The organism is Xanthomonas sp. PPL134 (assembly GCF_040595915.1).
Lineage (GTDB): Bacteria > Pseudomonadota > Gammaproteobacteria > Xanthomonadales > Xanthomonadaceae > Xanthomonas_A > Xanthomonas_A indica.
The window spans coordinates 208,255-221,017 of record NZ_JAMDLL010000005.1; the positions used below are offsets into that span (position 1 = coordinate 208,255).

Annotated in this window: 6 protein-coding genes; 4 read left to right on the forward strand and 2 right to left on the reverse strand. The window is 70.2% G+C overall.

The features are described from left to right. Window positions 1–38: 38 nt before the first annotated feature. Together M3U25_RS12465 and M3U25_RS12470 are read left to right on the forward strand one after the other, a co-directional pair. Window positions 39–1,112 carry a glycerophosphodiester phosphodiesterase gene (locus M3U25_RS12465; RefSeq protein WP_355500956.1) on the forward strand — a complete coding sequence of 358 codons (1,074 nt, stop codon included), beginning with the start codon at window positions 39–41 and terminating at the stop codon, window positions 1,110–1,112. 544 nt (window positions 1,113–1,656) lie between these two features. Continuing rightward, the gene (locus M3U25_RS12470; protein WP_160946178.1) at window positions 1,657–2,214 is read left to right on the forward strand and encodes a queuosine precursor transporter; all 558 of its coding nucleotides are present in this window, start codon (window positions 1,657–1,659) and stop codon (window positions 2,212–2,214) included. 646 nt (window positions 2,215–2,860) lie between these two features. On the opposite strand, the gene glnE is transcribed toward M3U25_RS12470, so the two are convergent. Next, a complete protein-coding gene (glnE, locus tag M3U25_RS12475) occupies window positions 2,861–5,701 on the reverse strand; it encodes a bifunctional [glutamate--ammonia ligase]-adenylyl-L-tyrosine phosphorylase/[glutamate--ammonia-ligase] adenylyltransferase (protein ID WP_355500952.1) in 2,841 nt (946 codons plus the stop codon). A gap of 634 nt (window positions 5,702–6,335) precedes the next feature. On the opposite strand from glnE, the gene proP reads away from it, so the two are divergent. Further along, on the forward strand, window positions 6,336–7,817 hold the full coding sequence (gene proP / locus M3U25_RS12480) for a glycine betaine/L-proline transporter ProP (RefSeq protein ID WP_355500949.1): 1,482 nt from the start codon (window positions 6,336–6,338) through the stop codon (window positions 7,815–7,817). Window positions 7,818–8,214: 397 nt separating this feature from the next. Here the strand turns inward: proP and M3U25_RS12485 are convergent, their stop codons facing one another. Next, on the reverse strand, window positions 8,215–10,407 hold the full coding sequence (locus M3U25_RS12485; RefSeq protein WP_355501426.1) for a hypothetical protein: 2,193 nt from the start codon (window positions 10,405–10,407) through the stop codon (window positions 8,215–8,217). A 387-nt stretch (window positions 10,408–10,794) separates the two neighbouring features. Here M3U25_RS12485 and M3U25_RS12490 point away from each other — a divergent pair, with 387 nt between their 5' ends. Further along, window positions 10,795–12,315, forward strand: a complete 1,521-nt coding sequence (locus tag M3U25_RS12490; RefSeq protein ID WP_355500946.1) for an acetyl-CoA hydrolase/transferase family protein — start codon at window positions 10,795–10,797, stop codon at window positions 12,313–12,315. Window positions 12,316–12,763 lie beyond the last annotated feature (448 nt).

Genomic DNA, 12,763 nt, shown 5'->3' on the forward strand with positions numbered 1-12,763 from the left:
CGATGATCCGATCCACCTCCTGGTTATTGGGATGCGCGATGGCCGTGTTGGCGACCACCGCGGCGGCCGCACCGGCCGCCGCACCGGGCGAGCACAAGCCGCTGGTGATCGGCCACCGCGGCGCCAGCGCGCTGCGCCCCGAGCACACCCTGGCCTCCTACGCCAAGGCCATCGCCGACGGCGCCGACTTCATCGAGCCGGACCTGGTCTCGACCAAGGACGGCGTGCTGGTGGCCCGCCACGAGAACGAGATCGGCGGCACCACCGACGTGGCCGCACATCCGGAGTTCGCCGCGCGCAAGACCGTCAAGCAGATCGACGGGCAGCGCGTGGAAGGCTGGTTCACCGAAGACTTCACCCTGGCCGAACTGAAGACCCTGCGCGCGCGCGAGCGCCTGCCGCAACTGCGCGGCACTGCCTTCGACGGGCAGTTCCAGGTGCCGACCCTGGACGAGATCATCGACTTCACCGCGGCCGAGTCGACCACGCGCGGGCGCCAGATCGGGCTGATTCCCGAGATCAAGCACGGCACCTATTTCCACGGGCTCGGCCTGGCGATGGAAGACAAACTGGTCGCCACGCTCGATGCACACGCCTATACGCGCAAGGCGCCGGTGGTGATCCAGTCGTTCGAGATCGGCAACCTGGAATATCTGCACGGCAAGCTTGGCAGCACCCATCCGAACTTGCGCCTGGTGCAGTTGCTGGGCGATCCCAAGGACCGCCCGGGCGATCAGTTGCGCGACGGCCCGACCTACGCGCAGATGGGCAGCGCGCAGGGCCTGCGCGCGATCGCCAAGTACGCGCAGCTGGTCAGCCCGAACCTGCGCGCGATCGTGCCGGTGACCGCCGACGGCGCGCTGGCCGCGCCCACCGCCTTCGTCGCCGACGCGCATGCGGCCGGCATGCAGGTGATTCCGTACACGTTCCGGCCCGAGAACTACTTCCTGCCCAAGCAGTTGCAGGACGCGCGCGGCCCGGCCGCGGTGAACGCCGCCGGCAGCATCACCGAGATGCGCGCGCTGCTCGATGCCGGCATCGATGGCTTCTTCACCGACGACCCGGCGGTGGGCCGTGCGGCGGTGGATGGGACGCCGCCGCCGGTGCGGTGAGGCCGGGGTTGGGAATGGGGAATCGCAAAAGCGGTCCCCAGCGCGGAGTTCCATTGTAGGAGCGGCTTCAGCCGCGACGCGTGGAGCTTGGGGACACGTCGTGCGAAACGGACGCATCGTCAGGTCGGGACTGAAGTCCCTCCCACAATGCAGCTTCCGACAGGGCCGGTGCCGCAAGAGTGGGAGCCGCCTCAGCCGCGATGAGGTCGGGATTGGGGATCAGGGCATGGAGAATCGCAATTGCGGTTCCCATCGCGGGATTCCTCTTGTAGGAGCGGCTTCAGCCGCGACGCGTGGAGCTTGGGGACACGCCGTGCGAAGCGGAGGCATCGTCGGGTCGGGACTGAAGTCCCTCCCACAGTGCAGCCCTCCGACAATGTCGGTACCGCAAGGGCGGGAGCGGCTTCAGCCGCGACAGGACGTTTCCGATTTCGCGTGGTCGCGGCTGAAGCCGCTCCTACGAAGAGCGTGTCCGCGCCCCGGCATTGGCCATGGCGCGACGGGGCCGCGATAATGCGCGCCCGCCGTCCCTGCCCCGATCGCCGTGCCTTCCGTCGTCGCCCCCTCGCCTACCTTTGCCGCGCTGACCCCGCGCGCGCTGCTGCTGTCCGTGCTGGCGATGGGCGCGGTGGTGCTGCTGTCGAACGTGCTGGTGCAGTTCCCGATCAACGACTGGCTGACTTGGGGCGCCTTCAGCTATCCGGTGGCGTTCCTGGTCAGCAACCTGATCAATCGCCGCTTCGGCCCGCGCGCGGCGCGGCGGGTGGCCTGGTGCGGCTTCGCGCTGGCGGTGCTGTTGTCCATCTGGATCGCCACCCCGCGCATCGCCGCGGCCTCGTGCCTGGCCTTCATCGCCGCGCAGCTGCTGGACATCACCGTGTTCGACCGGCTGCGCCGCGGGCGCTGGTGGCGCGCGCCGATCGTCGCCACCACCTGCAGCGCGACGTTGGACACCACGATCTTCTGGTCGATCGCCTTCGCCGGCTCGACGCTGCCCTGGCTGAGCTGGGCCGCCGGCGACCTGGCGGTGAAGCTGGGCATCGGCGTGTGCCTGCTGGCGCCGTTCCGCGCGCTGCTGTGGCGGATGGCGCCGACACGCTAGCTGGGTCGCCTCATCGCCACATGCAGCACTCTCCTGCTCCGCGCGTCGCGGCTGAAGCCGCTCCTACAACGGCAGCGTCGGCACTGCCGGGCACTGCATTGTGGGGGGGGACTTCAGTCCCGACCCGACGATGCATCCGCTTCGCACGGCGTGTCCGCGACCTCCGCGCGTCGCGGCTGAAGCCGCTCCTACAGTGGTAGCGTCGGCACTGCCGGGCACTGCAATGTGGGAGAGACTTCAGTCCCGACGCGCCGAATCGGGAAGCACTCTTCCGCCTCCGCGCGTCGCGGCTGAAGCCGCTCCTACAACGGCAGCATCAGCACTGCCGGGCACTGCATTGTGGGAGGAACTTCAGTCCCGACGCGCCGAATCGGGAAGCACTCTTCCGCCTTCGCGCGTCGCGGCTGAAGCCGCTCCTACAACGGCAGCATCAGCACTGTCAGGCACTGCAGTGTGGGAGGGACTTCAGTCCCGACGCGCGATGTCGAACGCGATCCCGTGCGTGGCGCCGATCGCAGCGCATGCCCCCATGCGGTGCAGAGCGGCGTCTCCACCTGCTGTCGCGATCCCGGCCATGGCTTCCCGCACATGCCATGCACCGCACAGCATCGACAGCACGCTCCCGACCCAGCGCTCCCGCCGCGCGTCAGTGCACCGCCTCATCGCCCGCACGCCCTTCCACGAACACCAGGTCCAGGGCCGCCGCGGCGGCACGAATCGCCGCACGCGCCGCGGCGATCTCGGCCGTCGGCGCGGTCAGGCGCGGACGCCGGTCCAGCGTGCAGGCCAGACCGGCCTCCACCAGCGTGGCGTGGGCGGCATGCAGACTCGCCGCGATGGAGGGCGGCAGCCAGCCGCTGTGCGCCAGCGCATCGAGCAGCGCCGGCGTGTCACGCGGCGCCAGCAGCGCCGGCTGCTGCGCGGCGCCGAGCAGGACGCCGGCCTGCACCAGGAATTCCAGGTCGACCAGGCCGCCGGCGCCCTGCTTGAGGTCGAAGCGCGCGGCATCGCTGCGGTCCAGTTCGGCACGCATGCGCGCGCGCATCTTGCGCACTTCCTCACGCAGGGACGCGGCCTCGCGCGGACGCGCCAGGGTCTGCGCGCGCACCCGCTCGAACTGCTGCAGCAGCGGCGCATCGCCGGCCACGCCGCGCGCGCGCACCAGGGCCTGGTGCTCCCAGGTCCAGGCGCGCTCGCGCTGGTACTCGCGGTAGCTGGCCAGCGACGACACCAGCGCGCCCTTGCCGCCGTCCGGGCGCAGACGCACGTCGATGTCGTACAGGCGGCCACCGCCGGTGACCGCACCGAGCAAGGCGATCACCTTCTGCGCCAGCCGCGCGAACCAGCGCCCGCTCTCCAGCGGCCGCGGCCCGGCCGAGGCCTCCACGCCGGGCGGATGGTCGTACAGGAACACCAGGTCCAGGTCCGACCCGATGCCCAGTTCCATGCCGCCGAGGCTGCCGTAGCCGATGATGGCGAAACTGCCGCCGGGCACCTCGCCATGCGCCGCGACCAGATCGGCACGCGCCAGGCGCAGCACGGTCCGCACCACCGCCTCGGCCAGTTGCGCCAGTTGGCGGGCGCTGTCGAGCGCGGGCTGGCGCCGGTCCAGCGTGGCCAGGGCGATGCGGAAACTCAGCGCCTGGCGCGCCTCGTTGAGGCCGCGCAAGGCCGCTTCCGGATCGTCGCCGGCAGCGGCGACCGCGGCATCGCACAGCCGCTGCATCGCCGCCTGGTCCGGCATCGGGCCGTCGACGCGGCTGTCGAGCAGTTCGTCCAGCAGTAGTGGGTGCGCGGCCAGCCGCTCGGACAGGAACGCGCTGCGCGCCAGCACGTCGACCAGCCGCGCCAGCGCGCTGGGCTGTTCGTCGAGCAGGGCCAGATAGCTGGCCCGGCGCAGGATCGCCTGCAGCAGGCCGAGCACGCGGTGCAACGCGGCATCGGCCTGCGCCGAGCGCGCCGCGGCATGCAGGAGCGCAGGCAGCACCCGGTCCAGGCGCGCGCGCGCGGCATCGGACAGGCTGCGCACGCCCAGCGACTGCACGAAGCCGCGCAAGGCCTGGTCGGCGCCCTCGGCGTCGGCGAAGCCGGCGGCGCGCAACACCTGCGCCTGGCCGGCATCGGGCAGGCCGCGCCAGTAGTCGGCCAGCGCATCGGGCGCCAGCGCGCGCTCGCGCGGCGCCAGCAGTTCGGCGAACTCGGCGGCGACGCGGTCGCGCTGCACCTGCAGCGCCGCGTGCAGTGCGGCCCAGTCGGCATAGCCGAGGCCGAAGGCGATGCGCGTCCGATCCAGCGGATCCTCCGGCAGCGCATGGGTCTGCGCATCGCGCAGCATCTGCAGGCGGTTCTCCACCTGGCGCAGGAAGCGATAGGCCTGCGCCAGCGCCGCGCCGTCCTCGACGGCGACCTGGCCGGCAGCGACCAGCGCGCGCAGCGCCGGCAACAGGCGGCGCTCGCGCAAGGCGGCTTCGCGGCCACCACGAATCAACTGTAGCGACTGCACCAGGAACTCGATCTCGCGGATGCCGCCGGCGCCACGCTTGATGTCGTCCAGGCGGTCGTGGCGCGCGACTTCGGCGGTGATCGCCGCCTTCATCTCGCGCAGGCCGTCCAGCGCGGTGTAGTCGAGATAGCGCCGGTACACGAACGGGCGCAGCGCCTGCAGCCACGCCTCGCCGGCGGCGATGTCGCCGGCCACCGCGCGCGCCTTGAGCCAGGCGTAGCGTTCCCAGTCGCGGCCTTCGCGCTGGAAGTACTGGTCCATGCCGGCGAACGACAGCGCCACCCGGCCCGCGGTGCCGAACGGGCGCAGGCGCAGATCCACGCGGTGCACGAAGCCATCGGCGGTGGTCTCGTCGAGCAGCCGCGCCAGGCGCTGGCCGAGCCGCGCGAAGTATTCCTCGGCGGCCAGCGCCCGCGCGCCGTCGGACTCGCCGCCCTGCGGATAGGCGTAGACCAGGTCCACGTCGGAGGAGAAATTCAGTTCGCCGCCGCCGAGCTTGCCCAGGCCGAACACCACCAGCCGCTGCACGCTGCCGTCGGCGGCACGCACCACGCCATGGCGCGCAGCGAACTCGACTTCCAGCGCCTGCAGCGCCAGGGCCAGGCAGTCCTCGGCCAACTGCGTGCTGCCGGCCAGGGTCGCATCGACCTCGTCCAGGCCCAGCACGTCGCGCCACACCAGGCGCGCCGAGGCGGCGGCGCGGTAGCGGCGCAACTGCGCCGGCCACGCTGCCGGTTGCGCCGGATCCAGTTGCGGCAGCGGCAGGGGCGGCGGGTCCGGCTGCGCCAGGTGCGCGAGCAAGGGCGGCTGCCGGCACAGCGTGTCGAGCAGGAAATCGCTGGCCAGCAACGCGCGCGTCAGCGCGGGCTCGAAACCGGGGGAAGGCGGCCATGGCTGCGTAGACACGGCCTGGCGCAGACGCGCCAGATGACGGTCGAGCGTGGGCTGCAGGGCATCGGGAACGGCGGTGGTAGCGCTGGACATCGGGCGATTCTGGCATCCCGGGCGTTCAGGCACATCCAACAGCGCATGCTTTTCGCGGCTCGTCAGAAGCGCCGTTGCGTTGTAGGAGCGGCTTCAGCCGCGACGGACATTCCCGGGACAGCCCGTCGCGGCTGAAGCCGCTCCTAGGGGGAGCTCCTGCCTTTCGCCATGCAAACGCTCGGCCTCGCTCCCCATTGCAACTGCGATCCGGCAAAAGCCACACATCGCCATCTGCGCGCACGCAGACCCACGCGCCAGGCGCGTCTGCGGGCAATGTCCGCCGCGTGCGGGCCGCGCGCTGTTGAGACGTCGCAAACACCACGCCGCATGCGCTACGCATCCCTGCACATCGCCGCAATACGCAGCGTTTCACATCACGTTCGCCGCGTTTCGCGGACCATGCCGGCCGGCCGAATCGGGCGATGGTGTATCATGTGCCCCTCGACGGAGCCCCCGCGCCATGACGCGCCGCCCGCTCCGTCTCTTCGATCCCGCGGCGTCGTGGTGTTGACGCGGCCATCCGGGATCGTGCCCCCGCAGACCAGTGCGGCGCCTGCGCGCCATTCCGTCTTGCTTTGCCCTGCGATGTGCGGGCCGGGGGTCATGACCTCACCGTTCCAGGACAGGAGAAAACATGTCGGAGTTCCACGCCCATTTCGGATGGTTCAAGCGCCGCCGCCAACTGCGGGTGGAAGAAGTCACCGTCGTCGACAAACCGATGCTCAAGCGGGCGGTCGGCGCGGCGGCGCTGGGCAACGCGATGGAATGGTTCGACTTCGGCGTGTACGGCTACCTCGCCGTGACCCTGGGCCACGTGTTCTTCCCGAGCACCAACCCGACCGCGCAGCTGATCGCCACGTTCGCGACCTTCACCGTGGCCTTCCTGGTGCGCCCACTGGGCGGGCTGGTGTTCGGCCCACTGGGCGATCGCTACGGCCGGCAGAAAGTGCTGGCTGCGACCATGATCCTGATGGCGCTGGGTACGTTCTCGATCGGCCTGATTCCCTCCTACGAGCGCATCGGCATCTGGGCGCCGATCCTGCTGCTGGTGGCGCGACTGGTGCAGGGCTTTTCCACCGGCGGCGAATACGGCGGCGCGGCCACCTTCATCGCCGAGTACTCCACCGACCGCAACCGCGGCTTCATGAGCAGCTGGCTGGAGTTCGGCACGCTGGGCGGCTACATCGCCGGCGCGGCCACGGTGACCGCGCTGCACTTCGCGTTGAGCGATGCGCAGATGCTCGACTGGGGCTGGCGCGTGCCGTTCCTGGTCGCCGGCCCGCTGGGCCTGCTCGGCCTGTACATGCGCATGAAGCTGGAGGAAACCCCGGCGTTCCAGGCCTATGCCCAAGAAGCGGAGAAGCGCGAGCACGACGCGCCGGGCCTGGGCGCGCTGTTCCGCATCCACTGGCCGCAGTTGCTCAAGTGCGTGGGCCTGGTGCTGGTGTTCAACGTCACCGACTACATGTTGCTGACCTACATGCCCAGCTACCTCAGCGTCACCATGGGCTACGCCGAGAGCAAGGGCCTGCTGCTGATCATCATCGTGATGCTTGTGATGATGCCGCTCAACGTGCTCGGCGGATTGTTCAGCGATCGCCTGGGCCGCCGGCCGATGGTGATCGGCGCGTGCATCGCGCTGCTGGTGCTGGCGGTACCGTGCCTGCTGCTGGTCGGCACCGGCAACGACTGGCTGATCTTCCTCGGCCTGATGCTGCTGGGCGTGGCCCTGGTGTGCTTCACCAGCTCGATGCCGTCGACCTTGCCGGCGCTGTTCTACACCCCGGTGCGCTACAGCGCGCTGTCGATCGCCTTCAACGTCTCGGTGTCGCTGTTCGGCGGCACCACGCCACTGGTCACCGCTTGGCTGGTGGAGCGCACCGGCGATCCGCTGGTGCCGGCGTACTACCTGATGGGTGCGGCGGTGGTGGGCATCGCGACCATGGTCTTTGTGCGCGAAACCGCGGGCCTGCCGCTGCGCGGCTCGCCGCCGGCGGTGGCCAGCGAAGCCGAGGCGCATGCGCTGCTGCGCAGCGACGAGCCATTGACCGTGGATCCGACCCGACCGGAACTGCCGCCGTCGCCGGAACCGCCGTCGCAGGCCATGCCGACCTGACGCGAGCGCGAGAGCTGCACGCTGGCCGTCCCCACGGTACGGCCAGCGTCGGTACCTCCTAAACGCGGCGCATCGGTGCCACTGCGCCCGATGATGGGATCGGCATCCCACACTCGCACTCGCACCGTGTCCCACGCTCACCCAGGACCAGGAAACAGGCAATAAAAAAGCCCGCTTGCAGCGAACTGCCAGCGGGCTTTGCTCCCTCCCCCACGTCGGGATGCAGGGCGATCTTGGGCGCTTTTTTGAGACATTGCACGCTGCAGTGCAAAACGATACTGGGCAGTACATTCTGCGGCATTGGGGGAATGGAGAAACGGGAATCGGGAAAAGCGGACGGATGTGCGCCTTACGCCTACGCACGAACACGGCGCATGCCGAGACGCGTTCGCTGGCGTCAGGGCGATGCCGCCGGCGCCGGTGCTTCCGGCAGCCACGCCGGTTGCCGGTCGTACCACTCGCGCGCGCCCAGCAGATGCCATTGCCGTTGCTCGCCGCGCAAGGCCACGCCCACGCCGAGCACGCCCCAGCGCGCGTACAGATCGCCCTGGGTGCCGGCGTCGCCGACGCGCAGGCGCGCGCGCAAGGCCACCCGTTCGTTCTCGGCGGCGACCCGGTCCAGCCATAGCGCATCCTTGCGCCAGCGCAGCTGTCCGCTGGCCTGCAGTTGCCCGGCGTCGGCCAGCTTCAGCAACCACGCCGGCGCATCGCTGTGCTGCGCGAACACCGCCAGCACCGGGCCGGCGTCGCGCATCTGCATTTGTACCTGCGCGTCGGCCTGCACCGGCGCCGCCGCGGCGATGCGGCCCTGTGGAATGCGCAGCGTCGCCCACCAGTCGCCCTGCTTGGGCTGGGTGCCGTAGCGCACGCCCTGCAGGCGCAGCGTGCTGCCGCTCAGGTCGAAGCGCTTGTCCTGCAGTTCGGCGCGGCGCAGCCGCGCGTCCAGGTCGAGATTGCCGGCCAGTTCCAGGCCTGCGGTCTGCAGCCGCGCCTGACGGCCGAGCACGCGCAATGTCCCCTGGCCGACCTGGCCGGACGCGTCCAGCTGCAGGTCGCCGCTGAGCCGGCCATCGCCGCCGAGCACGCGCACCTGCGCCGCCGGCAGGTAGCGGTTGTAGGCGCGCAGATCCGGCACGCGCGCGTCGGCGAAGCGCAACCGCGCCTGCAAGGAATCGCGCAGGGTGGCCAGCGCGCCATCGCCCTGCAAGTCCAGTTGCAGGTTCTCGCCTTCGACGAAGCTGGCCTTGGGATCGTCCAGCGGCGCCAGCGCGAAACGGCGCATGCGCACGTCCAGTTGCGTGCGTGGCTGTTCGGCAGTGCCGACGATGCGGCCGACCGCCTGCGCCTTGCCGCTCAGGCGCACGCGCATGATCTCCGCCACCGCCTGCACGTCGGGCACGTCGAGACGGCTGCCCGGCTGCAGCGCGCCCTGCCGCAGTTGCAGATCGGCGGCGACGTCGCCGCCGCCGTCGAGTTGGAACCAGGGCTTGCGCACCAGCAGGTCGCTGATCCAGTTCAACGATTCGAAATGCCAGCGCCCCTGCACGCGGCCGGAGGTACGCGGCAGCAGCGCCGCCAGGTCGGCGAACGGTATCTGGCGCCCGGCGATGCGCAGGTCGGCATCGAGCATGCTGCGCGGATCGACCTGGCCGGGCAGGCGCGCGCGGGCGCGGAGGGTGTCGCCCTCCACGTCCAGCAGCAGTGCCAGCACGCCGCGATCGGTGGCGCCGACGCCGGCATGCAGCGGCACCCGCCAGTTGAGCGTGCTGCCCGGCTGCAGCGCGCCACGCAGCAGGTGCAGGTCGGCCTGGATGTGACCGAGCCCGGGTTCGGTGCTCAGCTTGGTGGTGTCGCCGGCGGTGTCGATGCGCAGGGCCACGCTGCGCCCGTGCACGCGCAGCGCCAGGTCGGTGATGTCCAGCTTGCGCAACCCCGGCGCCTGCGCGCGGTAGTGGCGCGGGAACGAGAAGCGCGCATCCAGCGTGGCCTGGTCGGCGATCTGGCGCTTGCCGTAGCGCACACTGGCGTCCTCGAACACGATCTGCGAGCGGAACAGTTCCGACGGGCCGCCGCGCAACTGCTTGAGGAAGCCGACGGTGCCGTGGCCCTTGCCCTCGATCGCCAGCTCGCCGAAGCGTGCGCGGCGCAGCGTGCCGCTGTGGATCGCATCGAAGCGCAGCGTCCAGCCCTGGTCGCTGGGCGGCGGTGGTGGGATCATCTCGTCGACGCGGTCCATCTCGCCGATCACGTTCACCGCTTCCATCCACGGCAGGCGCACCTCGCGATGCAGCAGCGGCAGCAGCGCGATGCGTGCGCTGGCGCGGTCGGCACGCACCTGCCAGACGTTGCGCTGCACGTGGCCGCGCATGCGCACGTTCCAGGCGGTGATGAAGCCGGGCAGCACGGTGACTGCCGGCCCGGTGTGCATGCGGAACTTCTCCGGCTTGCGGTTGGTGGCCAGGTCGAACAGCGGCGTGTTGAGGAACACGTTGCCGGCCAGCAGGTACAGCAGGTAGGCGATCAGCAGGCCGCGCAGGAGCAGGCGCCAGCCGCGCGGCAGACGCCGGTAGCGTGCTTGGACAGCCGTCAGGGGGCGGGCGAGGAGCGGCACCGCCGCACTATCGCCGCGGCGTGGCGTGGAAGGCGTGAAAGCCACCGTGGCACATGCCCAGCGTTGTGTGGCACTGCACGCTGGCCGCCAGATCGCCGCCGTTGCGCCGGCTGCATGCGCGCTGCATCCCGCCGTCCTGACAGGAGAAGGGAGAAGCCAGAACCCCTCTCCCACCAGGAGACGGGTTGGGGTGAGGGGCCGGCGCGCGAAGCGCCGTAATCATTGCGCAGACCGTGGCATGCGTGCGTTGCGTGGCGCCCGCCTGCATGGCCGTGCGACAGGCGCAGAAAGTGGGGACGCGCCCCAGCGCGGGCATCGGCCCGATCCGCGATAATTGCGGTCCCCTTCCCACGCCATGGTCGCCGCATGTCCGCCGAACGCATCCTCCATCCCCGCCTGCGCGAACGCATCGTCAGCGCCGAGGCCGCGGCGGCGTTGATCCAGCCCGGCGAGACGGTGGCGATGAGCGGCTTCACCGGCTCGGGCTATCCCAAGGCGGTGCCGATGGCGCTGGCGCAGCGCATCGAGGCGGCGCACCTGCAGGGCCAATCCTTCAAGATCCAGCTGATGACCGGCGCCTCCACCGCGCCGGAGCTGGACGGCGCGCTGGCCAAGGCCGATGGCATCGCCCTGCGCATGCCGTTCCAGTCCGATCCGGACGCGCGCCAGCGCATCAACGCCGGCAGCCTGGACTACATCGACATCCACCTCAGCCACGTCGCCCAGCACGTGTGGTTCGGTTTCTACGGCGAGATCGACACCGCGGTGGTGGAAGTGGCTGGCATCCGCGAAGACGGCAGCCTGATCCCGTCGACCTCGGTCGGCAACAACAAGACCTGGCTGGACCTGGCGAAGAAGGTGATCGTCGAGGTCAACGACTGGCAGCCGGCCGGCATCGACGGCATGCACGACGTGTACTACGGCACCGCGCTGCCACCACAGCGCAAGCCGATCCCGCTGCTGCATGCCGACGACCGCATCGGCGAGCCATCGCTGCGCTGCGACCCGGACAAGATCGTGGCGGTGGTGCGCACCCACGGCCCCGACCGCAACAGCCCGTTCACCCCGGCCGACGCCACCAGCCAGCGTATCGCCGAACACCTGATCGCGTTCTTCCAGCACGAGGTCAGCAAGGGCCGGCTGCCGCCGAACCTGTTGCCGCTGCAGTCGGGCGTGGGCAACATCCCCAACGCGGTGCTGGCGGGGCTGGCCAAGAGCGGCTTCCGCGATCTCAGCGCGTTCACCGAAGTGATCCAGGACGGCATGCTCGACCTGCTGCGCAGCGGCGTGCTCAAGGTCGCCTCGTGCACCGGCTTCGCACTGAGTCCGGAGGCCAACGAGGAATTCAAGCGCAACATCGACTTCTATCGCGAGCGCATCATCCTGCGCACGCAGGAGATCTCCAACCATCCGGAGCTGGTGCGGCGGCTGGGCTGCATCGGCATGAACGGCATGATCGAGGCCGACCTGTACGGCAACGTCAACTCCACCCACGTGATGGGCAGCCGCATCATGAACGGCATCGGCGGCTCCGGCGACTTCGCGCGCAACGGCTTCCTGTCGATCTTCCTCAGCCCGAGCACCGCGAAGAACGGCAGCATCTCCTCGATCGTGCCGATGGTCAGCCACGTCGACCACACCGAGCACGACGTGTCCATCATCGTCACCGAGCACGGCCTGGCCGACCTGCGCGGCCTGCCGCCGCGGCAGCGCGCGCAGCAGCTGCTCGCGCACTGCGTGGACCCGAGCTACCGCGCGCAGCTGCAGGACTATTTCGACCGCGCCCTGCACGCCAGCTACGGCAAGCACACCCCGCACCTGCTGCCCGAGGCGCTGTCCTGGCACCAGCGCTGGCTGGACACCGGCACGATGCACGCCGGCGGCTGAGCGGCGCGCCGGTGAAAGCGCTCCTACAACCGTTGGAGGCTCACTGAGTAACTGCAGGACCGCGCGTCGGGACTGAAGTCCCTCCCACAGTGCGGCCCTCTTTCATCCGACATCTGCACCGATGTCGGCGCCGTTGTGGGAGCGGCTTCAGCCGCGACGCGTCTGTCCCGGGGTCGAGCTTGAAAGCGCTCCTACAACTGTTGGCGATGGTTCTGCCGGAGGCTCGGTGAGCAACTGCAGGACCGCGGGTCGGGACTGAAGTCCCTCCCACAATGCAGCCCTCTTTTCATCCGACATCTGCGCCGATGTCGGCGCCGTCGTAGGAGCGGCTTCAGCCGCGACACGTCTGTCCCGGGGTCGCGCTTGAAAGTGCTCCTACAACTGTTGGCGATGGTTCTGCCGGAGGCTCGGTGAGCAACTGCAGGACCGCGGGTCGGGACTGAAGTCC

Excerpts from the sequence above, each read along its gene's own strand:
- M3U25_RS12465 (WP_355500956.1), top strand. The coding sequence starts at position 39 with ATGGCCGTGTTGGCGACCACCGCGGCGGCCGCACCGGCCGCCGCACCG.
- glnE (WP_355500952.1), bottom strand. The coding sequence starts at position 5,701 with ATGTCCAGCGCTACCACCGCCGTTCCCGATGCCCTGCAGCCCACGCTC.
- proP (WP_355500949.1), top strand. The coding sequence starts at position 6,336 with ATGTCGGAGTTCCACGCCCATTTCGGATGGTTCAAGCGCCGCCGCCAA.
- M3U25_RS12490 (WP_355500946.1), top strand. The coding sequence starts at position 10,795 with ATGTCCGCCGAACGCATCCTCCATCCCCGCCTGCGCGAACGCATCGTC.